The 24,190-nt window shown below is 73.9% G+C and carries 22 protein-coding genes and 2 pseudogenes; 10 read left to right on the top strand and 14 right to left on the bottom strand.

Going from position 1 to position 24,190, the window contains the following annotated elements; translation table 11 throughout:
* Positions 1–30: 30 nt before the first annotated feature.
* Positions 31–294: a hypothetical protein gene (locus FIV43_RS13440; protein WP_141014541.1), complete on the top strand. Its 264-nt coding sequence runs from the start codon at positions 31–33 to the stop codon at positions 292–294.
* Positions 295–461: 167 nt separating this feature from the next.
* Here FIV43_RS13440 and FIV43_RS13435 read toward each other — a convergent pair whose 3' ends face one another.
* Together FIV43_RS13435 and FIV43_RS13430 are read right to left on the bottom strand one after the other, a co-directional pair.
* Positions 462–821 carry a hypothetical protein gene (locus tag FIV43_RS13435; protein ID WP_141014540.1) on the bottom strand — a complete coding sequence of 120 codons (360 nt, stop codon included), beginning with the start codon at positions 819–821 and terminating at the stop codon, positions 462–464.
* Positions 822–882: 61 nt separating this feature from the next.
* Positions 883–1,644 carry an IclR family transcriptional regulator gene (locus tag FIV43_RS13430; protein ID WP_141014539.1) on the bottom strand — a complete coding sequence of 254 codons (762 nt, stop codon included), beginning with the start codon at positions 1,642–1,644 and terminating at the stop codon, positions 883–885.
* 73 nt (positions 1,645–1,717) lie between these two features.
* On the opposite strand from FIV43_RS13430, the gene FIV43_RS13425 reads away from it, so the two are divergent.
* A complete protein-coding gene (locus tag FIV43_RS13425) occupies positions 1,718–2,920 on the top strand; it encodes a 4-hydroxybenzoate 3-monooxygenase (RefSeq protein WP_141014538.1) in 1,203 nt (400 codons plus the stop codon).
* Here FIV43_RS13425 and FIV43_RS13420 read toward each other — a convergent pair.
* Positions 2,899–3,693: an IclR family transcriptional regulator gene (locus FIV43_RS13420; RefSeq protein WP_141014537.1), complete on the bottom strand. Its 795-nt coding sequence runs from the start codon at positions 3,691–3,693 to the stop codon at positions 2,899–2,901. The genes FIV43_RS13425 and FIV43_RS13420 overlap by 22 nt on opposite strands.
* A 100-nt stretch (positions 3,694–3,793) precedes the next feature.
* Positions 3,794–5,038: an MFS transporter gene (locus tag FIV43_RS13415; RefSeq protein ID WP_231123330.1), complete on the bottom strand. Its 1,245-nt coding sequence runs from the start codon at positions 5,036–5,038 to the stop codon at positions 3,794–3,796.
* Between the two features lie 154 nt (positions 5,039–5,192).
* On the opposite strand from FIV43_RS13415, the gene pcaH reads away from it, so the two are divergent.
* The 4 genes from pcaH to pcaDC are packed head-to-tail and all read left to right on the top strand — an operon-like array spanning position 5,193 to position 9,011.
* Positions 5,193–6,005 carry a protocatechuate 3,4-dioxygenase subunit beta gene (gene pcaH, locus FIV43_RS13410; protein ID WP_231123321.1) on the top strand — a complete coding sequence of 271 codons (813 nt, stop codon included), beginning with the start codon at positions 5,193–5,195 and terminating at the stop codon, positions 6,003–6,005.
* Positions 6,002–6,568 (top strand): protocatechuate 3,4-dioxygenase subunit alpha, encoded by a 567-nt coding sequence (pcaG, locus tag FIV43_RS13405; protein ID WP_141014536.1) that lies wholly within the window; start codon positions 6,002–6,004, stop codon positions 6,566–6,568. Before pcaH ends, pcaG begins: the two co-directional genes overlap by 4 nt.
* Positions 6,565–7,794 (top strand): lyase family protein, encoded by a 1,230-nt coding sequence (locus FIV43_RS13400; protein WP_141014535.1) that lies wholly within the window; start codon positions 6,565–6,567, stop codon positions 7,792–7,794. Before pcaG ends, FIV43_RS13400 begins: the two co-directional genes overlap by 4 nt.
* Positions 7,791–9,011 carry a bifunctional 3-oxoadipate enol-lactonase/4-carboxymuconolactone decarboxylase PcaDC gene (gene pcaDC, locus FIV43_RS24070; RefSeq protein WP_141014534.1) on the top strand — a complete coding sequence of 407 codons (1,221 nt, stop codon included), beginning with the start codon at positions 7,791–7,793 and terminating at the stop codon, positions 9,009–9,011. The genes FIV43_RS13400 and pcaDC overlap by 4 nt, the downstream gene beginning before the upstream one ends.
* A gap of 100 nt (positions 9,012–9,111) precedes the next feature.
* Here pcaDC and FIV43_RS21515 read toward each other — a convergent pair whose 3' ends face one another.
* From FIV43_RS21515 to FIV43_RS13380, 4 genes are all read right to left on the bottom strand, one after another.
* Complete coding sequence (locus FIV43_RS21515; protein WP_196780795.1) at positions 9,112–9,537, bottom strand: hypothetical protein; 426 nt, start codon at positions 9,535–9,537, stop codon at positions 9,112–9,114.
* Positions 9,534–10,757, bottom strand: coding sequence for a cation:proton antiporter (locus FIV43_RS13390; RefSeq protein ID WP_196780794.1), 1,224 nt, complete (start codon positions 10,755–10,757; stop codon positions 9,534–9,536). Before FIV43_RS13390 ends, FIV43_RS21515 begins: the two co-directional genes overlap by 4 nt.
* A gap of 74 nt (positions 10,758–10,831) precedes the next feature.
* A complete protein-coding gene (locus FIV43_RS13385; protein WP_141014533.1) occupies positions 10,832–11,350 on the bottom strand; it encodes a SigE family RNA polymerase sigma factor in 519 nt (172 codons plus the stop codon).
* The gene (locus tag FIV43_RS13380; protein WP_141014532.1) at positions 11,347–12,276 is read right to left on the bottom strand and encodes a hypothetical protein; all 930 of its coding nucleotides are present in this window, start codon (positions 12,274–12,276) and stop codon (positions 11,347–11,349) included. Before FIV43_RS13380 ends, FIV43_RS13385 begins: the two co-directional genes overlap by 4 nt.
* A gap of 127 nt (positions 12,277–12,403) precedes the next feature.
* Between FIV43_RS13380 and fbaA the strand changes: the two genes are divergently transcribed.
* Complete coding sequence (fbaA, locus tag FIV43_RS13375) at positions 12,404–13,435, top strand: class II fructose-bisphosphate aldolase (RefSeq protein ID WP_141014531.1); 1,032 nt, start codon at positions 12,404–12,406, stop codon at positions 13,433–13,435.
* A complete protein-coding gene (gene ilvA / locus FIV43_RS13370; RefSeq protein WP_231123319.1) occupies positions 13,432–14,790 on the top strand; it encodes a threonine ammonia-lyase IlvA in 1,359 nt (452 codons plus the stop codon). The genes fbaA and ilvA overlap by 4 nt, the downstream gene beginning before the upstream one ends.
* Here the strand turns inward: ilvA and FIV43_RS23200 are convergent.
* Together FIV43_RS23200 and FIV43_RS23195 are read right to left on the bottom strand one after the other, a co-directional pair.
* Entirely contained in the window at positions 14,783–15,511 is a 729-nt protein-coding gene (locus FIV43_RS23200; protein WP_269204016.1) for an MFS transporter, read from the bottom strand. The two genes, ilvA and FIV43_RS23200, sit on opposite strands and share 8 nt — an antisense overlap.
* The gene (locus FIV43_RS23195; protein ID WP_269204015.1) at positions 15,415–16,299 is read right to left on the bottom strand and encodes an MFS transporter; all 885 of its coding nucleotides are present in this window, start codon (positions 16,297–16,299) and stop codon (positions 15,415–15,417) included. Before FIV43_RS23195 ends, FIV43_RS23200 begins: the two co-directional genes overlap by 97 nt.
* 38 nt (positions 16,300–16,337) lie before the next feature.
* On the opposite strand from FIV43_RS23195, the gene FIV43_RS13360 reads away from it, so the two are divergent.
* Positions 16,338–16,763 carry a DUF3151 domain-containing protein gene (locus FIV43_RS13360; protein ID WP_141014530.1) on the top strand — a complete coding sequence of 142 codons (426 nt, stop codon included), beginning with the start codon at positions 16,338–16,340 and terminating at the stop codon, positions 16,761–16,763.
* Positions 16,764–16,852: 89 nt separating this feature from the next.
* Positions 16,853–17,832: pseudogene (locus FIV43_RS22510) on the top strand (AbrB family transcriptional regulator).
* A gap of 73 nt (positions 17,833–17,905) precedes the next feature.
* Here FIV43_RS22510 and lysS read toward each other — a convergent pair.
* From lysS to FIV43_RS13340, 4 genes and pseudogenes are all read right to left on the bottom strand, one after another.
* Positions 17,906–19,584, bottom strand: a pseudogene (lysS, locus tag FIV43_RS23845) (lysine--tRNA ligase).
* A gap of 92 nt (positions 19,585–19,676) precedes the next feature.
* Positions 19,677–21,581 (bottom strand): putative metal-binding motif-containing protein, encoded by a 1,905-nt coding sequence (locus tag FIV43_RS21055; protein ID WP_181407481.1) that lies wholly within the window; start codon positions 21,579–21,581, stop codon positions 19,677–19,679.
* A gap of 151 nt (positions 21,582–21,732) precedes the next feature.
* Positions 21,733–22,077: an MMPL family transporter gene (locus FIV43_RS23190; protein ID WP_269204014.1), complete on the bottom strand. Its 345-nt coding sequence runs from the start codon at positions 22,075–22,077 to the stop codon at positions 21,733–21,735.
* Entirely contained in the window at positions 22,053–23,996 is a 1,944-nt protein-coding gene (locus FIV43_RS13340; protein ID WP_269204013.1) for an MMPL family transporter, read from the bottom strand. Before FIV43_RS13340 ends, FIV43_RS23190 begins: the two co-directional genes overlap by 25 nt.
* Positions 23,997–24,190: the final 194 nt, after the last annotated feature.

Raw genomic sequence — 24,190 nt, 5'->3', positions numbered from 1 at the left:
TCGTCTGACCGTGAGCGTCTCGACGAGGCGATGGACGGCCTCGGTCGGGTCTACCTGGCGATCGTGGGCCCGTATGCGTCCACCTACGTCGTGCTGAGCCTGGTGCTGACCCGATCGTTGAACACGGGCCACGGGCTGTCCTTCGCCGTTTTCGCGGCCCTCGTCGCGATCACCATGACCGTCGACTGGCGTACCCAGTGGCGCCCCAGCGCATCGGCTCGCAGGCGGCTGGGCGTCGCCTCTGCCGTGCTCGGTGGCGTGGTGGCGCTCGTGGTGGCCCAGCTCACCCGGTAGCGGGCGATCGCGACCTGATCCGGGATCGACACCAGTGTCGGTCCGCCCGTCAGCGCGGCGCTGATGGACCTACCGTCCATCCCAGGGCCGACAACGACAGCGGGCGGTGCCGATCGGAGATCCGGCACCACCCGCAGGGTCGATGGGGGAGGTTCAGGGGGAAGCGGTCACTTCCAGACAGCGGTCTTGGCGCCGAGCACCGGCTTCTTGCCCGGCTTGACGACATAGCTGACGCCGACGGCACCCTTCTTCGACGTGCAGACCTTGTAGGCCCGGCCGACGACCTTGCCGCCGCCGACCCCGGGGACCGAGACGGTCTGCTTGCCGGCGGTGCCGAAGATCTTGTGCACCTTGGCGATCGGCATGCCCTTCTTGACCTTCTTGTACTCGGCCTTGGTCACGCAGCCCTTGGCGGCCCGGTCGGCCCCCCGGTCGGCGGCGTCGGCACCGGGAGCGGCGACGGCGAGGAAGGCGGTGCTGGTCAGGGCGGTGGTCAGGACGGTGGCAGCGATGCGGCGGGTGAACATGGACGCGCAACTACCCCACCCGGAGAGCGTGCCAAACCATCGGCGTCCGATGTGTGTCAGGTCACATCGGGGCCGCGTGCCTCGAGGTCAGCCCGCGGCGGACACCTTCGGCGGCGACCTGCAGCGCGCTGACCAGCCCGGTCCGTCCACGGAGCGAGGCGACGACCACCCCGAGCGCGGCCACCACTTCCTCGCCGCGTCGCACCGGGACGGCGATCGAGCAGGCGCCGAGGGTCATCTCCTCCGCGGTGGTGGCGTAGCCGTCGCGGCGCACGCGGGCGAGCTGCTGCTCCAGCACCGCCGCCGAGGTGATCGTGTACGGCGTCTGCCGGGCCAGGCCGCGCAGCACCCGGTCCCGCACGTCGGCAGGCGCGTGGGCGAGCAGCACCTTGCCCACGCCGGTGGAGTGCAGCGGCAGCCGGGCGCCGACCCGGCTGACCACCGGCACCGAGGCGACGCCGGAGAGCCGGTCCAGGTAGAGCACCTGGTCGCCGTCGCGCTCGGCGAGGTGCACGGTGGCGCGGGTGGTGGCCTGGAGGTCCTGCAGGAACGGGGCGGCGGCCTCGCGCAGGCCGGTCTGTACCGGAGCGAGGAGGCCGAGGTCCCACATCCGGCGGCCGACGACGTAGCGGCCGTCGGCCCCTCGCTCCAGGGCGCCCTCGGCGACCAGGACCCGGACGATCCGCAGGGCGGTGGGCGGGGTCAGCCCGCTGCGGTCGGCGATGTCGGTCAGGCGCAGCCGGCGGTGGTCCCGGTCGAAGGCGGCGAGGACGTCGAGCGTCCGCGTCACCAGGGACGCACCGGGAGCCGACTGTCCAGCCACGACGCGGATTGTATGTCACTCAGTGACATGGATGCCTCGACGGCGTGAGCCCCGTCTCCCTACCGTCACGCCCATGAGCACCCCCGCCTCCACCACCCGGACCCGCGTCGCCATCGTCGGCGGTGGCCCCGCCGGGCTGATGCTGTCCCACCTGCTGCACGTCGCCGGGATCGACTCGGTCGTGGTGGACCACCGGACCGTCGAGACCATCGCGACCACCCACCGCGCCGGCATCCTCGAGCAGGACAGCGTCCGCCTGCTGACCGACACCGGCGTCGACGGAAGGGTGCTGACCGAGGGTGACCGTCACGGCGGCATCTACCTGCGCTTCGACGGCGCCAGCCACCACATCGACTTCGAGCGGCTGACCGGTGCGTCGGTGTGGCTCTATCCGCAGACCGAGGTCTTCGTCGACCTGCACCGGGCCCGGGTGCGCGACGGCGGCGACGTCCGCTTCGGGGTCAGCGACGTGGCGGTCCGCGACGTCGACACCGCCCCGCTGGTCCACTACCTCGACGCCGAGGGACGCCGCCACGAGATCACCGCGGAGATCGTGGTCGGCGCGGACGGGTCGCGCAGCATCTGCCGCGACCTGGTCTGGCAGGAGGGCGCCGGCCCCGGCCGGGGGCGGTTCGGCCGCGACTACCCCTTCGCCTGGTTCGGCATCCTCTGCGAGGCGCCGAAGAGCGCGCCCGAGCTGATCTATGCCCGCTCCGATCACGGATTCGCGCTGATCAGCCAGCGCACCGAGGACGTGCAGCGGATGTACTTCCAGTGCGACCCCGGCGAGGACCCGCAGGCCTGGTCCGACGAGCGGATCTGGGACGAGCTGCAGCGGCGGCTCGCCGGAACCGACGGCTTCGAGCTGCGCACCGGTCCGGTGATCGAGCGCACGGTGCTCCCGTTCCGCAGCTTCGTGCAGACCCCGCTGCGCCGCGGGCGGTTGCTGCTCGCCGGAGATGCCGGCCACACGGTGCCGCCGACCGGCGCCAAGGGGCTCAACCTGGCGCTGGCCGACGTACGGGTGCTGGCGGAGGTGCTCGAGCTCGCGTTGCTCAAGGGCGAGGAGGACGCGCTCGCGGGCTACACCGAGCGGGCCCTGGGCCGGGTCTGGAAGGCCCAGCACTTCTCCTACTGGATGACGACGATGCTGCACCGCTCCGCGGAGAGCAGCGACTTCGACGAGCAGCGTCAGCTCGGCGAGCTGGCGACGCTGGTCTCCTCCGAGGCCGGGTCCACCTACCTCGCCGAGGGCTACACCGGCTGGCCGTCCTGACCCGGCTGTCCGGGCTGCGCGGGCAGCCGCGCCAGTGACCGGGTGACCCCCTGGGCGGCGACCTGCAGGGCGGCGACCAGCCGGCCGCGGTCGTTGCGCAGGGAGGCGACCACGATGCCGAGCGCAGCCACCACGGCGCCGCGCTGCTCCACCGGCACCGCGACCGAGCACGCGCCCAGACTCATCTCCTCGGCGGTCGTCGCCCACCCGTCCCGCAGCACCCGCGACAGCTGGCGGCGCAACGTCCCCGGCTGGGTGATCGTGTACGGCGTCGCCGCCGTCAGGTGGGCCAGCACCTCCGCCTGCACCTCCGCCGGCGCGTGGGCCAGCAGCACCTTCCCGACGCCGGTGGTGTGCAGCGGGAGCCTCGACCCGATCGTGCTGACGATGGGCACCGAGGCGCTGCCGCGGAGGCGGTCGACGTAGAGCACCTCGGTGCCGTCGCGCACGGCGAGGTGGACGGTCGCCCGGGTGGCGCCGAACAGGTCGTGCAGGTACGGCGACGCCGCCTCCCGCAACCCGGTCTGCACCGGGGCCAGCAGGCCGATGTCCCACAGCCGCCGCCCGACCACGTAGTCGCCGGCCGGCGTCCGGACCAGCGCCCCGAACGTGACGAGCTCGGCGACCAGACGGTGCGCGGTGGGCAGCGGAAGGTCGGCGCGCACGGCGAGCTCGGTCAGGCCGAGCCGCCGATGGCCCTCGTCGAAGGCGGCCAGGAGCGACAGCGCCCGCGAGGTGACGCTGCTCCCCTGGGAGCTGCTGTTGCCGGCCACGCTCCCAGTGTGCCGGGATCGCCGCGGTGGTTCCACTGGCCGGAAGCCGACCCCGGGGGTGGGCCGGGCTCGTCGGACCGACGGGACGGGCGTGCCCGACTCACTCCTCGGCAGGCCGGTCGGGCACGGTGGCCAGCGCCGCGACTGCGAGCAGCGCGGCGATCGCGAAGGCGTAGAAGCCCCACGGGTAGGCGATCCCGGCGGTGACCAGGGCGCCACCCAGGGACGGGCCGACGATGGCGCCGACCCGGCCCACGCCGGCGGACATGCCCAGGGCGGTGCCCCGCATGCGAGCCGGGTAGAGCTTGGAGACGAAGGCGTAGACGAGCACCTGCGCGCTGAACACGAAGATGCCGGTCAGCAGCACCGCCAGGTAGACCAGGGCCCGGCTCTCCATCTTGATCGAGAGGAGTGCGAGGAAGACCGCGGCGAGTGCGAACCAGGTCAGCACGGTGACCTTGTTGCCGCGCGCGTCCGAGATGGACCCGGCGACCAGCAGTCCGATCACCGCGCCGAGGTTGAGCACCAGCAGCAGGGAGGTGCCGGCGGAGATCGAGTAGCCGGCCTCGCCCATGATCTTCGGCAGCCAGGTGTTGAGCCCGTAGACCAGCAGCAGGCCCATGAACGAGGCGACCCACAGGCCGATGCTGATCCGCAGGTAGCGGCCGCGGACCACGTCGGAGGGTCGGGCACGGTGCGCCTGCTCCTGCGTCGTACCGCTGCGGGCGGCGAGGTAGGTCGTCGACTCGGGCAGGCGCGCCATCATCAGCGGTACGACGGCGAGGCCGGCCAGTCCGCCGATCACGAACATCGCCTCCCAGCCCCAGGCGTCGATCACCCAGAGGGCGAGCAGGGCGGTGAGCACGGCGCCGACGTGGTAGCCGGTCATCATCCGGGTGGTCGCGGCACCGGCGCGCTCGGTCGGCGCGTGCTCGCTGATGTAGGCCAGCGCGGTGGGCAGGCACGCACCGAGGCCGAGCCCGGCGAGGAAGCGCAGGGTGGTGAACTGGGTGACGTTCTCCGCGAGCGGGATGGCGAGGGTGAGCACGGAGAAGACCGCGACGCTGATGATCAGGCTCCGCCGCCGGCCGAACCGGTCGGTCAGCGGCCCGATGGTGACCGCGCCGAGTCCCACGCCGACCAGGCCGAGCGTGGAGGCGGTGGTCAGCGAGGCGTCGGTGAACCCGAGGTCGCCGCTCTCGGAGAGCACCGGGATGACGGCGCCGAGCACCACCAGGTCGAACCCGTCGAGGGCGACTGCCATCCAGCAGAGGGCGACCGGCCAGGAGAGCCCGCCTCCCTTGCCGGCGCGGGCCGGGGTCGGCGCGGTTGTCGAGTGCGACACGTGTTTTCTCCTCTCGTCACCGCCCGAGCGGTTCCGGGCACGGCGGTGTGCATCCTCAACGTGGCCTGTGGAACGTGGCGTGTGCCACGAAGGACTTCCGCTGGGTGAAAGTCACTCCTCGTCGCGCGGGAGGCCGACCGGCAGAGTGCGGTTCGTGGAAGAGACCGTGGCACCGCAACCGGACCCCGACCGGCACCCCGTCACCGGGCTGGAGACCCAGGCCGTGATCGATGCCGAGATCACTCGGATCGCGCACGACTACGAGCAGTCCGGCGGTTCGGAGACCCAGCCGCGGCTGGACTACCCGCCGTACCGCTCGAGCCTGTTGCGCCACCCGACCAAGGACCTGCAGCACGCGGACCCCGAAGGCATCGAGCTGTGGGCCCCCTGCTTCGGCGAGCGCGACATCGACCCGCTGGAGGCGGACCTCACCATCCAGCGCGACGGCGAGCCGATCGGCGAGCGGATGGTCGTGGCCGGCCGCGTGCTCGACGGCGACGGCCGTCCCGTACGACGCCAGCTGGTCGAGATCTGGCAGGCCAACGCCGGGGGGCGCTACGTGCACAAGCGCGACCAGCACCCGGCTCCGCTGGACCCGAACTTCACCGGCGTCGGTCGTTGCCTGACCGACGACGAGGGCAACTACCGCTTCACCACGATCAAGCCGGGTCCCTACCCGTGGCGCAACCACCACAACGCCTGGCGTCCGGCGCACATCCACTTCTCCCTGTTCGGCACCGAGTTCACCCAGCGCCTGGTGACCCAGATGTACTTCCCCGGCGACCCGCTCTTCGCGCTCGACCCGATCTACCAGACCATCGTCGACCCGTCGGCCCGCGCGCGGCTGCTGGCGACCTACGACCACGACCTGACCCAGCACGAGTGGGCCACCGGCTATCGCTGGGACATCGTGCTGACCGGCAGCCACCGCACCCCGCTGGAGAGCGACGTCGAGGAGGGCCTGTGAGCACCCCGATCCCCACCCCCGGACAGACGGTCGGACCGTTCTTCCACTACGCGCTGCCCTACCCCGGGGACCGGGACCTGGTGGCGCCCGGCACGCCCGGGGCGATCCTGCTGTACGGCGTGGTGCGGGACGGCGCCGGCAACGGCGTGCCCGACGCGATGATCGAGATCTGGCAGGCGGACCCGTCCGGCCGGGTGCCGCGGGCCACCGGGTCGCTGCGTCGCGACGGCTTCGCCTTCACCGGGTTCGGCCGGTCCAGCACGGACCGCACCGGCCGCTACACCTTCACCACGCAGCGGCCGGGTGCGGTCGGTGGCGCACTGCCGTTCTTCGCCGTGACCGTCTTCGCCCGCGGCCTGCCCAACCGGCTGTTCACCCGCGCCTACCTCCCGCTCGCGGACGACGCCACCCCCGATGCGCTGCTCGCCGCCGCCGGTGACCGCTCCGAGGTGCTGCTCGCCCGGGAGGACCCGGAGATCCCCGGCGCGCTGCGCTTCGACATCACGTTGCAGGGCGAGGGGGAGTCGATCTTCCTCGCCTTTCCGGGACACTCGGGGGCGTGACCTCGTTGTGGTGGCCCGGTGACCACCGGGCCGGTGACCTGCTCTCCGACCGAGCCCTGCTGCACGCGATGGCGGCCGCGGAGGCCGCGTGGAGCGCTGCGCTGGCCGATGCCGGCATCGCGCCGGCGGAGGCCGCCGTGGAGACCTCGGTCGCGATCGGCCTCGCGGACCGGCTCGACATCGACGCCCTCGCCCGGGACGCCGAGTCGGGCGGCAACCCGGTGATCGGACTGGTCGCCGCGCTGCGCCGCGAGCTGCCGGAGCCGGCCGGCTCCTGGCTGCACCGCGGCCTCACCAGCCAGGACGTCTTCGACACCGCGGCGCAGCTCTGCCTGCGGGACGCGGTCGCTGCGGTCCGCGCCGACCTCACGGTCCAGGTGGAGCGCCTGACCGCCCTCGCCGAGGAGCACCGGCACACCCCGTCGCTCGCCCGGACCCTCACCCAGCCCGCGATGCCGACCACGTTCGGGCTGAAGGCCGCCGACTGGCTCGCAGGCCTGCTCGACGCCGGTGCGCGGGTCACCGAGCTGGACTTCCCGGTCCAGCTCGGCGGAGCCGCGGGCACGCTGGCGGCGCTGGTCGAGCTCGCCGGCCCCGACCGGGCCGGCCTCGACCGGGCGCGCATGGCCCGCGCGAGCTGGTCGCGGCTGCTGGGTCTGGCCGCATCCGGGCCGTGGCACACCCGCCGGGGACCGGTCACCCGCAGCGGCGACGCCCTGGTCGGCCTCGCCGGCGCCTGGGGCCGCATCGCCAACGACGTCCTCGTCCTCGGACGCCCGGAGATCGGCGAGCTCGCCGACGGGTCGGCCGGCGGCTCGTCCACCATGCCGCACAAGGCGAACCCGACGCTGGCCGTGCTGGTGCGTCGTCACGCCCTGGCCGCCCCCGGTCACGGCGCCACGCTGCACGCGGCGGCGGCCGCGCAGGTCGACGAACGTGCCGACGGCGGCTGGCACGCGGAGTGGTCGGCGCTGTCGACGCTGGGCCGGCACAGCGTCGTCGCCGCCGGCCAGGCCACCGACCTGTTGGCCGGGCTGCGGGTGCACACGGACCGGATGGCCGCCGCCCTGGACGCCTACGGCGAGGCCCTGCTGTCCGAGCAGCGCACCATGGCCGGGCTCGCCGGACGACCGGCGGCCCCCGGCTACCGCGGACTGACCGACGACCTCATCGACGAGACCCTGAGCCGCGCCCGGACGTGGCTCGCCCAGGAGGAGCACCCGTGACCATCACCACCGTCCACCTCGGCGGCGAGCCGGGCAAGCCGCTGCTCGTGCTCGGCCCTTCGCTGGGCACCTCGGTCGCCACCCTCTGGGGCCAGGTCGCCGCCCGGCTCGACGGCGACTTCCACCTGGTCGGCTGGGACCTGCCCGGCCACGGGTACAACCGGTCGCCTGTCGCCGGGGCCACCACGGTCGCCGAGATCGCCGCCGACCTGCTCGCCGCGCTCGACCGGCTCGACGGCGACGGGTCGGGGGAGCCGCCGCGGTTCCACTACGCCGGCGACTCGGTGGGAGGTGCGGTCGGGCTCCAGCTCCTGCTCGACGCGCCGGACCGGGTCCGCACGGCCACCCTGTGCTGCTCGGCCGCCCACTTCGGCGGGCCCGAGGCGTGGCAGGAGCGGATCGCCACGGTCACCGCGTCGGGCACCCCGGCCCTGATCTCCTCCTCCGCCGAGCGCTGGTTCGCCCCCGGGTTCCTGGACCGGCAGCCGGACGTCGGCTCGGCCCTGCTGCACGGCCTGGCCGACGCCGACGACGCCGGCTACGCCGCGGTCTGCGGCGCGATCGGCGGGTTCGACGTCCGGGAGCGGCTCGGCGAGATCGGCACGCCGGTGCTCACCATCGCCGGTGCCGTCGACCAGGCCACGCCGCCGGACCGGCTCGCCCTGGTCGCCGAGCGGGTACGACGCGGGCGCGCCGTGGTGCTGGAGGACGTGGCCCACCTCGCCCCGGCCGAGGCCCCCGTCGAAGTCGCCCGGCTGCTCCGCGAGCACGCCCTCAGCGCCGACCCCGCCGCCGACCCCGCCGTCGGTCCCGCCGCCCCGGTCGACCGGGGCGCGGCGACGGTCTCCGAGGTGCGCGAGGCCGGGATGGCGGTGCGCCGCGAGGTCCTCGGTGACGCCCACGTCGACCGGGCGACCGCCGCCGCGACGCCGCTGACCGAGGAGTTCCAGCGGTTCATCACCGAGTACGCGTGGGGCGGTGTGTGGACCCGGCCGGGCCTGGACCGACGCTCCCGGTCGATGATCACCCTCACCGCGCTGATCGCCCTCGGCCACCACGAGGAGCTGGCGATGCACCTGCGCGCGGCCCGCCGCAACGGGCTGAGCACCGACGAGATCAAGGAGGTGCTGCTGCAGTCGGCGATCTACTGCGGCGTGCCCGCGGCCAACACCGCCTTCCGGATCGCCCAGCAGGTGCTGTCCGAGACCACCGACTGACCCGCCGAGAGGTCACCCACCACTCGCCGAGAGGTCGGGGAGTGGACCCCGAGAGGTCGGTCGCCACTCGCCGAGAGGTCAGGAAGACGGCCTCGAGAGGTCAGGGGGCGAGATCGGTCGGCGCCCCCTTGAGCTCGATGCTGATCTGGTCGGCGTCGACGACCCGGAGCGCGCGGGTCAGGCTCTCGGGGTCGAACAGGCCGTCGTCGCGGGCGTCGAGGAGGGTGTCGCGCTGGGCCCGGAGCATCGCCAGGGTCAGCGCCATCGACGGGTCCGGTCCGCTCCACCCGGTCCGTACCTCCTCGCCGGTCGCCCGCAGCAGGGTCAGCAGGCGGCCGCGTTCCTCGACGGCCTGGACCTCGGCATCCGCCTCGGCCCGGACGTCGCTGCCGATCCACCGCAGCACCGGGGCCAGGGTGCCGCCCTGCACCAACAGCGATCCGGCCGCGGTCAGGAACGCGATCAGCACCAGCAGCGCCCGCGCCGGGGTGTCCTCGGGGAGGGTCTGCGCCGCGGCGACGGTCACCGCCCCCGCATCCCGGCCCAGACCAGGATGGTCCCTTCCCGCCAGCGCAGCGGCGAGGCCAGCAGGTAGTCGATGTCGGCGAGCCCGCGGCGGACCCGGGTGGCGAACCGCTCGCGATGCTCGGGCGAGGAGACGCGGCCGGCCGCCCGCGGATCGCTGAACAGCGGCTCGTCCTGCTCGAGGCGCTCCCGCATCACGTCGAGACGCGGCTTGAGCGCCATCTGCCGGCGGGCCCGCCGGTGCAGCCCGACCAGCAGCAGGGCGACGTACGCCGCCCGCACCAGCAGGGTGAGCGCCAGGGCGCCGGCGGCGACCGCGAACGCGGTGTCCAGCCCCTGGCCGGTCTCGCGGACCTCCTCGATGATGCCGAACAGCTCCAGCCCCATCAGCAGGAAGACCCCGCCCTCCAGCACCAGCTCGACGGTGCGCCAGCTCTGGGCGTCGGAGAGCCGGTGCTGGGGCGGCAGCAGTCGGGGAGCCCGGTGGCCGGTGACCAACCCGGCCACCACCGCGGCGACCAGGCCGGAGGCGCCGAGCAGCTCGGCCGGGATGGAGGCCAGGAACGGGACCGTGAACGAGAGCACGGTGTTGACCGTCGCGTCGGGCACCCGCGACCGCACCCGCAGGTTGAGCACGCCGACCGCGATGCCGATCACGACGGCGACGACGACCGCGAACACGAAGTCGCCGATCACCCCGAGCGCCGAGACCGACACCGATGCACCGGCCACCGCGCTGCGCAGCAGCACCAGCGCGGTGGCGTCGTTGAGCAGGCTCTCGCCCTCCAGTACGGCGACGACCCGCGGCGAGGCGCCCAGACGCTTGATGATCGAGGTGGCGACCGCGTCGGTCGGGCTGACCACCGCGCCGAGCGCGATGCCCCACCACAGGTCGAGCCCCGGGACCACCCAGGAGAAGAAGAGCCCGAGCACCACCGAGCTGAGCACCACCAGCACCACCGACAGGCCGCCGATCGACCGGAGCTCGCGCCGGAAGCTCATCGCGGGCATCGAGACGGAGGCGGAGTAGAGCAGCGGCGGGAGGACCCCCGCGATGATCCACTCCGGGTCGACCTCGATCGGCGGCACCGCCGGCACGAAGCTGACCGCGATGCCCAGAGCGACCAGGAGCAGCGGCGCGGCGATCCGGACGCGCGGAGCGAGGGCGGCGGTGGCGGCGATCACCAGCAGGCTGGCGACCGCGACGATCAGGACCTCCATCCGCACAGCCTCCCGCACCGGGCGCCGGGACCCGGCGAGGCGCGGTCCGGGTCCTCACCCGCCCGACGCCCGGCTCACTCCCGGTCGGCCGTGGCCAGCAACGTCCGCAGCCGCTCCATCGCCCGCGACGAGTGGCTCTTCACCGTCCCCTCGGAGATGCCCAGCTCGGCCGAGGTCTCCGCGACACTGAGGTCCAGCCAGTGCCGCAGCACCACGACCTTGCGCTGCATCTGCGGCAGCTCCTGGAGCGCGTCGATCAGCGCCGAGCGCTCGGCGTGGTCCGGACCGGTCGTGCTCGTCTCCTCGCGCCGGTCCGACGCGACCGCGTCCAGCACGGCCGCCTCCCGCCGCCAGGGGCGGCGGCGCTCGTCCAGGTTGGTGCGCACGATGATCTGCCGCACGTAGGCGTCGGGGTGCGAGGCGCGCTGGACCTTCGGCCAGGCGAGGTACACCTTGGTCAGCGCGGTCTGCAGCACGTCCTCCGCGGTGTGCCAGTCGCCGCAGATGGCATAGGCGATCCGCCGCAGGTGTGCCTGGCGGGAGGTGACGAACTCGACGTACGCCGCATCCCGCTCCGCGCGCCGGGCGCTCACAGCATCCCCTCCCCGGAGTCGGTTCCGGCCCGGAGGTGCTCGGTCAGCGCCGCCCAGGTGGGCGCGGGCAGCGTCGCGGCGTCGACCGGGATCACCTGCATCGAGGGTCCGGTGCCGCGGACCACGGCGAACCAGATCTCGCCGTCGCGCTCCACCTTCGCGTAGCGGTCTCCCTGCTGGGTGTAGCCGGGGATCGGGTCGGCGTCGCGCACCGCCAGCAGTCGCACACCGTCGACGGCGACCAGGTCGCCCCGGGCGTCCTCGGTCACCAGCGGATGACCGGCGTCGTCGGAACGGCCCTCCCCGCCGCCGGAACCGCCCTCCCCGCCGACGGATTCCGGGGCGGTCAGCGCGACCATCGATGTCAACCAGTCGTCGAACTCGGCGAACGCCTTGCCCGGCCCGTCGGCCGACGCCGAGGCCTGCAGCCCTCCGCCCGGGGCGCGCAGCAGGTCCACCAGCATCCAGCGGGTCCGTTCCCCGTCGGAGAGGACCAGCCCGACCGACCGTTCGGGAGCACCCACCCCGAGCGGGTTGGGGACCCGGCGCAGCACCGTCCAGCCGTCCTTGACCACGACCCCGCCGTCCGCGTCGAAGGCCGCGGGGAACCGGTGGGAGACCAGACGCTGCGGGTCCTGCGCCCTGCGCGCCGGATCGCCGGGTGAGGCGTCCGTGGTCGCCTCGGCGCTCGGGTTCGTCGCAGCCGGGACCCGGTCGACGGCCTCGCGGCCGGGACCGGCGGCGCCGGTGGCCCAGGTCACCGCGACGAGGGCCGCGGTCGCCGTACCGGCGGCCAGGCAGGTGGCGACGCGTCGACGGCGCAGCGCACGGCGCCCGTGCGCGAGGTGGTCGGTGGCGGGGATCAGCGGCGGCTCGGCGCCGAAGCCGTCCTCGAGGGCCTCGCGCAACGCACGGTCGGTGCTCATGATGGGTAGACGCGCGGCGGGCCCGGTCCGGTTGCCAACCCGGTGGCTGCGATCGCGCCGGTGCCACCTCGGGGACATGCCCTAGGGTCGGAGCCGACCCAGGTCCCGTGCCGCAGGAGACACACCCATGCCGATCGCCACCCCTGAGAAGTACGCCGAGATGCTCGACACGGCGAAGAACAACGCGTTCGCCTACCCTGCCATCAACGTCTCGTCCTCACAGACGCTGAACGCCGCGCTCAAGGGCTTCGCCGACGCGGGCTCCGACGGGATCATCCAGATCTCCACCGGCGGCGCCGAGTATCTGTCGGGCCCCTCGGTCAAGGACATGGTCTCCGGCTCCGTCGCGTTCGCCGCGTTCGCGGCCGAGGTGGCGAAGAGCTATCCGGTGAACATCGCGCTGCACACCGACCACTGTCCCCAGGACAAGCTGGACGGCTTCGTCCGCCCGTTGCTGGCGATCTCCGCGGAGCGGGTCGCCCGCGGCGAGGCCCCGCTCTTCCAGTCGCACATGTGGGACGGCTCCGCGGTGCCGCTGGAGGAGAACCTGTCCATCGCCGCCGAGCTGCTCGAGAAGTGCATCGAGGCCAGGATCATCCTGGAGATCGAGGTCGGTGTGGTCGGCGGCGAGGAGGACGGCGTCGAGAACGAGATCAACGAGAAGCTCTACTCCACGCCCGAGGACGCGATCGCCACGGCGAAGGCACTCGGTCACGGCGACCGCGGCTACTACATGACCGCGCTGACCTTCGGCAACGTGCACGGCGTCTACAAGCCGGGCAACGTCAAGCTGCGCCCCGAGGTGCTCAAGTCCGCCCAGGAGGCGGTCACCGCCGAGTTCGGCCTCGAGGAGGGCGCCAAGCCGTTCCACCTGGTCTTCCACGGCGGCTCCGGGTCGTCGGCCGAGGAGATCGCCGCCGCGGTCGACTACGGCGTGGTCAAGATGAACGTCGACACCGACACCCAGTACGCGTTCACCCGCCCGGCCGCCGCGCACATGTTCAGCAACTACGACGGCGTGCTCAAGGTCGACGGCGAGGTGGGCAACAAGAAGGCCTACGACCCCCGCGCCTGGGGCAAGGCCGCCGAGGCGGGGATGGCTGCGCGGGTCGTCGAGGCCTGCCAGCACCTGCGCTCGGCCGGCACCACGATCGGGTGAGCACCGGCCCCACCACCCCCGCCGCGCCGGTCGCCTGGCCCGACGGCCTGCCGACCGCGGCGGAGATCGACGCGGCCGCCGCGACGCTCGCCGGCGTGATCGATCCGACCCCGCTGCAGCCGGCGCCGCGGCTCTCCGCGCTGACCGGCTGCGACGTGTGGCTCAAGCGGGAGGACCTCACCCCGGTGCGCTCCTACAAGGCCCGCGGCGCCTACAACGTCGTGGCCGGGCTGAGCGACGAGGCCAAGGCGGCCGGGGTCACCTGCGCCTCCGCGGGCAACCATGCCCAGGGAGTGGCCTTCGCGTGCGCGCGGGCAGGGGTGCGGGCGACGATCTTCCTGCCCCGCACCACACCCCGGCAGAAGCGCGACCGGGTGGCCGCGCTCGGCGGCTCGTACGTCGATGTGGTGATCGCCGGGGACACCTACGACGACTCCGCGGTCGCCGCCGCCGAGTACGCCGAGGCGTCCGGGGCGACCGTGCTGCCCGCCTTCGACCATCCCGGGGTGATCGCCGGGCAGGGCACGGTGATGGCCGAGATCCTCGCCCAGCTCCGTGAGGCCGGCCGTCGGCTGGACCACGTCGTCGTGCCGGTCGGCGGCGCCGGGCTGCTCGCGGGGGCGATGACCTACCTCGCGGCGCACGCGCCGGAGGTGGTGGTGCACGCCGCCGAGCCGGCCGGAGCCGCCTCGCTGGCGGCCGCGCTGGAGGCCGGCGCCCCGGTCGCCCTGACCACGGTCGACCAGTTCGTCGACGGCGCCGCCGTGCGGCGGGTCGGCGACCTGACCTTCGCCGTGGTGCGGGCGGCCGCCGACCGCCGGCCGCGCTCCCACGCGGTGCTGCTCCCGGTCTCGGTGCCGGAGGGTGAGATCTGCGTCGAGATGCTCGACCTCTACCAGACCGACGGGATCATCGCCGAGCCCGCCGGCGCGCTGGCCTCCGCGGCGCTGCGGATCAGCGGCCATTCACCGACCGGCGACCCGGCCGACCACCTGATCGGCGCCGGACGGACCGTGGTCTGCGTGGTCTCGGGCGGCAACAACGACGTCTCCCGCTATGCCGACATCGTGGAGCGAGCGCTGGTGCACGAGGGGCTCAAGCACTACTTCCTGGTCGAGTTCCCCCAGGAGCCCGGCGCCCTGCGACGCTTCCTCGACGACGTGCTCGGTCCCGACGACGACATCACGCTCTTCGAGTACACCAAGCGCAACAACCGCGAGACCGGCCCGGCCCTGGTGGGCATCGAGATGGCGCACCGCGACGACCTGGACGGCCTGGTCGCCCGGATGGAGGCCTCCCGGCTGCGGGTGCAGCGGGTCGACCCCGGCAGCCCGCTCTTCGGCTTCGTCAGCTGACGCCGGTCGCGGCGGCGCCGGCCGGGTCGGGAGTCGCCGCGGCGCGATACCCCGCGTGCCGGGGAGCCTCGTAGAAGAGCACCGCGACGAGGCCCACGGCGTACATCGCCAGCGGCAGGTACATCGCCTGCTGCATCGACTCGGCGAAGGGTGCCTGGAGGAAGGAGGGCAGCTGGGTCGCGCCACCCTCCGGCGACCCGCCGCCGGCCAGGCCGTGGGCGGAGAGCCGGGCGTCCATCAACACGGCGATGGCGGCCGCGCCGAGCACCGAGCCGACCTGCCGGGTCGCGTTGTAGACGCCGGCGCCGGCGCCGGCCAGCCGCAGCGGCAGGTTGCGGTTGGCGGTCGCCGCGGTGGGCGCCCAGATGCAGGCGTTGCCGATACCGATGATCGCCATCGGGACGGCCACCTCCCACACCGCCGTGTCGGCGTCGATGCGCCAGGTCAGCAGCGCGAAGCCGATCAGGCTGACCGCGAAGCCGAAGCCGGTCACCACGCGGGGGTGCACCTGGTCGGTGAGGTCGCCGACGGGCTTGGCGAGCAGGATGGACATGGCTGCCATCGGCAGCATCAGCAGCGCGGACTCGGTGGGGGAGTAGCCGTGCACGGCCTGGGCCCACAGCATCAGCGGGAAGCCCATCGAGGCCCCGATCGAGCCCATGCAGGTGATCGCCACGTTGGACACCGAGAAGTTGCGGTCCTTGAACAGGCCCAGCGGCACCAGCGGCTCCGGCGCCCGCCGCTGCCAACCGACGAAGGCCCCATCAGCACCACGCCGCCGAGGATCATCGCGATGATCCACCCGGCCCAGTCCTGCTGGTCGCCCTCCTGGATGCCGAAGCACAGCAGGAACATCGCGCTGCCCGAGAGCGCCACCCCGATCCAGTCGAACCGGTGCGCGTGGGTCGGCAGCGAGGGCACCAGGCGCCAGGCGGCGGCCAGCGCGATCAGACCGACCGGCACGTTGACGAAGAAGATCCACTCCCAGCCCAGGCCGTCGGTGAGGACGCCGCCCAGGATCGGGCCGACCACCATCGCCGCGCCTGCGGTCGCGCCCCACACGGCCATCGCCTTGCCCCGCTCGGCAGCGGGGAAGATCCGGGTGATGATCGCCATCGTCTGCGGCGTCATCATCGAGGCGCCGAAGCCCTGGACCACCCGGGCCAGGATCAGCGCGCCGATCGTGGTGGTCAGGCCGCACCACAGCGAGGCGAGCGTGAAGACGACCAGCCCGGCCAGGTAGAGCCGCTTGGAGCCGTAGCGGTCGCCCAGGCGACCCATGATCAGCACCGGCACCGCGTAGGCCAGCATGTAGGCGCTGGTCACCCAGACCACCTCGTTCACCGAGGCGTCGAGCTCCTCGATGATCGTCGGCGTCGCCACCGTGACGATGGTCAGGTCCACCAGGATCATGAAGAAGCCGATGACCAGCGCCCACAGGGCGGGCCACGGGTTGGCGGGGGTGTCGGCGGCGGGGGCGGGCGCCGCGGCGGAGGGATTCTGGGTCACGTGGAGCACTCAACACCCGACCATGGACAATCCATTCCATGACCAACCCACCGATCGGATCCGACCTGATGGCGGGCCCCCCGCCGACCCTGCTCCCCGCCGATCCCGCCGCGGAGGCGCTGGCCTCCGGGGAGGCGGCCGTGGACGTCGTACGACGTATGCCGGCGTCGCCGCTGGCCTGGGCCACGCTGGCCGACGAGGCCTCCGGTGAGGGCGCCGACCCGGTGACCGTCTACGCCTACGCGCGGGTCGGCTACCACCGCTCGCTGGACCTGCTGCGCCGCAACGGGTGGAAGGGCCACGGCCCGGTGCCGTGGGACCACGAGCCCAACCGCGGGTTCCTGCGCTGCCTGGCGCTGCTGGTCACCGCCGCCGGTGCGATCGGCGAGGAGGACGAGCGGGAGCGCTGCGCGGCGTTCCTGCGCGACTCCAGCCCCGCCGCGTACGACGCCCTGCTGGGCTGACCCTGAGCGAGCAGCCGGCCGGGGCGGCCCGCCGTCCGCCGCGGTCGCTGTGGATCGTCGCGGGGGCCGTCTACGCCGCCACCGCGCTGGTGCTGTGGTGGGTCGGGGCCGCGTCGCCGGTCCTCTTCGCCGCCCTGCTGGCCGGCGGGGTGCTGGCGTGGCGGGCTCCGACCCCGCTCGCGCTGCCGGAGCCGGCGCGGGTCGGCGGGCTCTGCCTGGTCGGTGTCGCGGCCGGGTCCAGCCTCGACGAGGACGTGCTGGACACCGTCCTCGGCGACCCGGTGCTGGTGCTCGGCTGCGTCCTGGCCACGCTGGCGGTCTCGCTGCTGGTCGGTCAGGTGCTGCGCCTGGACCGCGACGTGGACGGTGCCACCGCGGCCTTCGCCTCGGTCGCCGGCGGCGCCTCGGGGGTGGCGCTGACCGCCCGCGAGTTCGGGGCGGACGAGGCCACGGTGATGGCGGTGCAGTATCTGCGGGTCGTGGTGGTGCTGGTCAGCGTCCCGCTGGTGGCGCCGCTGCTCGGCGACGCCGGTGGGGCCGTGCTCCCCGACGAGGCGCCGACGGACCTGGTCTCCCAGCACCTGTTCACCGGCTGCGCGGTGCTCGGCGGCCTGCTGCTGGCGCGGCTGATCCGCTTCCCGGCGGCCCCGATCCTGTGGTCGCTGGTGGTCGCCAGCGCGCTGGAGCTCTCGGGTTGGTTCGCCGACGCGCGGGTGCCGGGATGGGTGGTCGCCGTCGGCTTCACCGTGGTCGGTGCGAACGTGGGCCTGAGCTTCACTCCCGATCGGCTGCGGCGGCTGTCCCGGCTGCTGCCGCTGGCACTGGTGCAGGTGGCACTGACAGTGCTGGCCTGCGGTGCGATTGGCCTGGTGTTCGCGGACGCGCTGGGCATCCCCGGATCGACGGCTACCTCGCCACCACGCCCGGCGGGCTGCCCGCGGTGGTCGCCGTCGCGGTCGACTCCGGCGAGCAGATCGGGCTGATCCTCACCCTGCAGTTCGTCCGGGTCTTCCTGGCGATCGCGCTCACCCCGCTGATCGGCCTCCTGGTCCGCCGCCGCCCGGGTTGAATCGGGCCTCCGGCCCCGTCGAGTCGGCCTTTCGGGCCCGTCGAGTCGGCCTTTCGGGCTCGTCAGCGAGCGATCAGGCCGGGACGGTCAGCAGCGTCCGCACCCGCTCCGCCCCCAGCGCCGCGAACAGCGTGGGCAGCCGCGGACCGCGCTCGGCGGCGACCAACAGCTGGTAGAGCAGCCGGAAGAAGGTCTTCTGGTCCGCCTTCACCTCGTCGGTGGGCGCGTCGTCGAGGCTCAGCCCGCGGGCCAGCTTCGGCACGCCGTAGATCAGCGCGGTGAGCTCGTCGCCGGCCTGGACCGTGTCGAACGAGTCGGGCAACCGGTCCACCAGGATCTGCAGCCACCGTGACTCGTCGTCGGAGAGTGCGCCGAGGCGCTCGGCGTCCGGGGACTCGCGGACGGTGGTGCGGTCCTCGGGGTCGACGTACGACGTCATCCAGGTGGCCGCCTTGGAGAGCCGCGGCTCCAGGTCGTCCACCGAGTCGTGCGCATGGCCGACGTTGCCGACGGTGCTCGAGATCAGGTCCAGCGACCCGGCGGTGACGTCGGCGACCGAGGAGAGCAGCCGGAACGGCACGACCACCTTCGGGGTCGCCAGCCGCCCCGCGGAGCCGGTGGCCGACGCCCGCTCCCAGGCCAGCACGGCGGCGTCCCGCTTCTCCGGGATCGCGGCCTTCTTGGTGAGCGCGTCCCACTCGTCGTAGAGGCGCAGGACCTCCTGCCCGAAGTCGACGTTGAACGCCTGCTTCGGCTGACGTCGCACATAGAGCCACCGCAGGATCGGCGCCTCCAGGATGCGCAGCGCCTCGGCCGCGGTGGGCACCCCGCCCTTGGACGAGGACATCTTCGGCATCCCGGCGACACCCACGAACGAGTAGCCCACGAACGACGGGGCGCTGCCGCCGAAGACCGGGCCGACCAGGTCCTTGCCGACCGTGTACGACGACCCCGGGCTGGCGTGGTCGACCCCGCCCGGCTCGAAGTGGACCCCTCGAAGGTCCAGCGCATCGGCCAGTCGACCTTCCACACCAGCTTGCCCTCGTCCTGGGTGGCCAGGTTGGTGACGAAGGAGCCGCCGCAGACGTCGCAGGTGTAGCCGAGGTCGGTGGTCTCGTCGTCGTAGGAGGTCAGGGTGACCGTGTCCCGGCCGCAGCCGCGGCAGTAGGGCTTGAACGGGAACCGGGCCAGGTCCTCGCTGGCGCCGTGCCCGGTGTCGTCGTCCTCGGCGGTGGACTCGCCCTCGCCCTCGACGGCCGCCGGCTTCTTGGTGCGGTAGCGGGCGAGCACCTTCTCGATCTCGCCGCGCCGCCGGACCGCGGTGAGCACCTGCTCCCGGTAGGTGCCGGCGGTGTACATGGTGGTCTGGTCGACCTCGACCATCTCGCAGCCCATCGCGGCCAGCGCGGAGCGCAGCGGTGCCTTGTAGCGCTCGGCCCAGTTGGCGAACTCGCCGGTCGGGTCGGGCACGGCGGTCAGCGGCCGTCCGATGTGGTCGTTCCACGACGGGTCGACGCCGGCCGGCACCTTGCGGAACCGGTCGTAGTCGTCCCAGCTGTGCAGGTGGCGCACGTCGATGCCGCGGCGGCGGATCTCCTCGGCGACGAAGTGGACGGTGAGGAACTCGCGCAGGTTGCCCAGGTGGATCGGGCCCGACGGGCTGATCCCGGACGCGCAGGTGACCAGGTCCGGCAGCGTGCCGCCGTTGACGGTCTCGGCGTGCCGCAGCGCCAGGTCGGCGGTCCGGGTCACCCAGTCGCTGGGGTCTTGGTCTCGTGCTCCGCGTGCCACGTCGGCCAAGCCTAGTGCCCGCGACGGGGCGTGCCGATTCCGCTCAGCCCGGATCAGTCCGCCAGGTCCAGTCGCTGGGCCGCCGGGCCGACCAGGCCGGCGTTGGGCCCGGCGGGGCTGGCGCCTCCCGCGCCGCCGGTGCCGGCCCGCAGGTCGCCCTCCTCGAGCGCGACGGTGGCACTCCAGGTGACCAGCGCGATGCTCGGTCCGCCGTTCCCGCCACCGCCGGCGCCGCCGCCACCGCCGGCGCCACCCACGCCCCCGTTGCCACCGCGACCCACCTCGTTGGTGCAGGCACCGCCGCCCTGGCCACCGGAGCCACCGGTGCCGCCGACCCCGCCCTGGCCCCCGGCGCCGCCCTGGCCACCGGTGCCGGCGGTCACGGTCACGTCGCGGAGGGTGATCGTGGCGTCCCACGCCAGCACGCCGATCGACCCCCCGCCGGCCCGGCCGCCGGTGCCACCGGCTCCGCCCTGGCCGCCCGCGCCGCCGCCACCCCCGCCGTTGCCGGTGCCGTTGAGGAAGGGGCCGCTCTGGCCTCCTCCTCCTCCGCCGCCGCCTCCACCGCTACCCGGCGCACCCCGCTCGCCCGAGGCGGGGGCCGCCGGCGCCCAGCCGTCGCTGGTGAAGGCGCCCGCGGACCGCGGCCCCGGGGTGCCGGAGCTGCCGGCCTGTCCCGGCGACCCGTTGGCGCCGGCCTGGCCGGTGGTCCCGTTGGCGCCGCCGCCTCCGCCCGCGCCGCCGTTCCCTGCTCCGGTGGACCCGGGCCGGCCGGCCGCCGCCCCGACGCCGCCGTTGCCGCCGCGGCCGCCGGCGGCCGTGGCGCCGGCCGGACTGGTGCCGCCGAGTCCGCCGAACGCGTTGATGCTGCCGTCGCACGATCCGGGACCGCCCGGGCTGCCGAGCGATCCCGGCTGCCCGGCGCTCCCGGTGGCACCGGCGGGCCCCGCCGCGCCTGCGCCCGCGGTCAGGCTGGAGTGCTCCACCAGCACGTCGGCGCCGTCGCGCACCACCAGCGCCGTCGAGGACCCGCCCGGCTGTACGGCGCCGGCCGCGACCACGTCGACCAGCTGCAGCGCGACGCCCCGGACGTCGTCGGCGACCAGGCCACCGGCACCGACGGTCAGCGAGGAGCGTGTCGTGGTCCGCGCCCAGTCCGCGTCGTACCCGCCGTAGAGGCCGACGTCCGCCGGAAGGGCCCGCGACTGGTCGGGCACCGGGTGGGCGCCCGTCGTGAGCAGGAGCTGGTCGGGCCCGGCGGAGGCGGTGGTCAGCAGCAGAGCGCCGCGCAGGCTGACCGGAGCGCTCATCGTGCCGGGAGCACCGTCCGCGGCGGTCGGTGACACGAAGACGGCGCGCGAGCGCATGCCGTCGATGCCGTCGCAGTCGAGATCGGCGAAGGCGACGTCCGGCAGGTCCGTTGCGCCCGGGTGGATCGCGGGGTCGGCCGGCCCGCAGTCGCCCGCGACGTAGCCGTCCCCGTCCCGGTCCAACGCGCGGGCGACCCTGATGACCTGCCGACCCGCCTGCTTGCCCTGGCGGTCGGTCACCGGCTTGCCGGCCTTGGGCACCGTCGCGTATCGGACGCTCGGACGCGATCCCACGTCGGTGGCGGACTGCTCGCGCAGGGTGAGCAGCACGGTGCGGCCACGGGCCGCGCCGACCGACCGGATCGCATAGCCCGGTACGACGAACGGGTACCTGCCGTCGCTGTCCGCCCGGTGCCGCACGGTCTCACTCCAGCGCACCAGGATGCGGTCGATGCGATCGTCCCGGTCGGTGTCCTGAGCGACCGCGGCCACCATCCGCGGGGCGGGATTGGCCTTCGGCCGGGCAGCCGGGTCGGCCTGTGGGTCCCCGGGGTGGGCGGTAGCGGTCGTCCCGCCCGAGACGCTGCCTGCCAGCGCCAGCAGCAGTCCGCTTCCGAGGACCACCCAGCGGCGTCGGAGCACATCCATCCCAGACCTCCATCTGGACAGGGCCCGAGAACGGCACCGGCACCGGAGCTTCCGGACAGTGTGCCGTCGGGCCCGGACCGCCGCAATGGCCCGATCGGGCGACCCGAGCCATCGCCCGACCGAGGCCGACCCCGGCGGGCCGGGTGTCGACTCACCGCTGCTCGGCGGACCATCCACGGCCGTCGCCGGCCTCCCGGACGAGCACACCTGTCCGCGGCCCCTCGCCGGACGGCGATCCGGCGTAGCCGGGCTCGGTCTCGACCACCCGCGCACCTGTCGGCCGGGTGGGGCGGCTCGGCCACCACACGCGGTCGCCGAGCAGCACCAGCGCAGCGGGCAGGATGACGAGCCGGATCAGAGTGGCGTCGAGCAGGATCGCGAAGGAGAGCCCGACGCCGAGCATCTTCATCTCCATCATCGACAGGGTCGCGAAGATGGCGAAGACCGACACCATCACCGCCGCCGCGCTGGTCACCACGCCGGCGGTGTCGGCCACCCGCGGGCCACCGCCACCCGGGTGGGCAGGCCGGCGGCCACGTGCTCACGGACCCGGCTCAGCACGAAGACGTGGTAGTCCATCGACAGCCCGACCAGGACCACGAGCACGAAGAGCGGGATCCAGTCGATCACGAAGCCGGGGCTGGTGAAGTCCAGCGCCCCGCTGAGCCAGCCGTGTTGGAAGACCAGCGTGAGGGCGCCGAACGCGGCACCGACCGAGGCCAGGTTCAGCACCGAGGAGATCCCGGCCAGCACCAGGCTGCGGAAGCTCAGCAGCATGATCAACGTGGTCAGCAGCAGCACGAAGCCGACCACCAGCGCGAGCCGTCCGCTCTGCCGCTCGGAGAAGTCGAGGCTCTCCGCGGCCGGGCCGCCGACGGCGTACTCGGCGTCGAGGTCGGCGAGCGCGGCCGGGGCCAGGTCGGTGCGCAGGTCGCGCAGGGCGTCGTCCACCCGCTCGTCGGTCTCCGGGTAGGGCAGGCCGAGCGCCAGGGTGGACGTCGTGCCGTCGGCGGAGGTGGTCACCCCGCGGCCCGACGCCACGAAGTCGTCGTCGGTCGCGGCAGCGGCGGACAGCTCGGCCAGGGCGGCGTCGATCTCGGCCGCCGACGCGCCTTCGGAGCGGACCACCACGGTGGCGCCGGCGCCCTCCTCGGCCGGATAGCGGCTGCTCAGCTCCGCGACCGTCCGCACCTCCGGGATCGAGGTCGGCAGGGTCTCCAGCGTGCTGGTGTGGGTGGTCATGCCGAGCGCGGGCACCGCGAGCCCGACCACCACCGCGCCGCCGAGCAGGAGGGCGACGGCCGGGTGCCGCAGCACCGGGCCGAGCAGCCTCCGGCTGATCCCGCCCCGTCCGAGACGGTCGGTGAGTCGCCGGTTGAGGCGCCACAGCAGCGGGACCCGTGGCCGGTCCGCCCACCGGCCCAGCTTGACCAGGAGCGCGGGGAGCACCGTGATCGATCCCAGCACGGCGACCGCGACCACCAGGATCGAGCCGGTGGCCAGCGAGTTGAATGTCGCGTCGGTGACCAGGAAGAGGCCGGCCATCGCCGCGATCACCGCGCCGCCGGAGACCAGGATCGAGTGCCCGGAGGTCTGCGCGGCGATCTCCACGGCCTCCAGCGTGCTGCTGCCCCTGGCCCGCTCCTCCCGCTCCCGCTTGAGGTAGAAGAGCGAGTAGTCGACACCGACCGCCATCCCGATCAGCACGATCATGCTGGCCACCGTCGGGTCCGACGGCACCAGGTGGGAGAGCGGCGCCATCAGGCCGATCGTCGCGGCGACGCTGGTCGCGGCGAGGAGCACCGGGATGCCGGCCGCGATCAGGGCGCCGAAGGCCAGCAGCATCAGCACCAGGGTGACCGGCACGCTGGTCACCTCGGCGGTCCGCAGGTCCTCACCGACCCGCTCGTCGATCGCGTCGTCGATGCTCAGGTCTCCCGCCTCGCGGACCTGGAGCCCGGGGTGCGCGGCGGCGACGTCGTCGACCGCGGCCTGCAGCGCAGCCGCGTCCTCGGCGTCCTCGGTCATCTCGATCGGGACCAGCAGAGCGGTCCGGTCGCCGTCCCACTGCGGTGCGCCGACGGCAGCGACGTCGCCGACCTCGCGAGCCGCCGCGGTGACCTCCGCTGCAACGGCGGTGGCCTCCTGCCGGTCGAGGGCGGTGTCGGCGGGGTCGGCCGTGATCAGCACGCTCTCGGTGTCGGGACCGTGCAGGTCCGCCTCGGCGAGCATCGCGTCGGCGCGCCCGGACTCGCCGACCCGGTAGTCGGCGTCGGTGGTCTCGGCGGTGGGGATCGCCATCGCCAGGCCCACGGCGAACGCGACCAGGGCGACCCAGGCCCCGATCGCACGCCACGGATGCTCGGCGCTCCAGCGTGCCGCCCGCATCGGTACGGCGGTGAGGGGGTTGCCCATGATGGTCTCCTCGCTGAGCAGGATCGGGTCGTCTCGGTCACCTCCAGCCTCGAGCCGTCCGGGCCGTTCGTCAGGGGCGTCAGCCCCCGCCCGACGGTGGTGCCAGCACCGGCTCGACGGTGGTGCAGACACCGGCTCGACGGTGGTGCAGACACCGGCTCGACGGTGGTGCAGACACCACTGCCCCGATCCGG

This window comes from Nocardioides sambongensis, from assembly GCF_006494815.1.
Classification (GTDB): domain Bacteria; phylum Actinomycetota; class Actinomycetes; order Propionibacteriales; family Nocardioidaceae; genus Nocardioides; species Nocardioides sambongensis.
The sequence above is the reverse complement of the archived record's forward strand: the minus strand, read 5'-3'. Positions and strand labels throughout refer to the sequence as shown.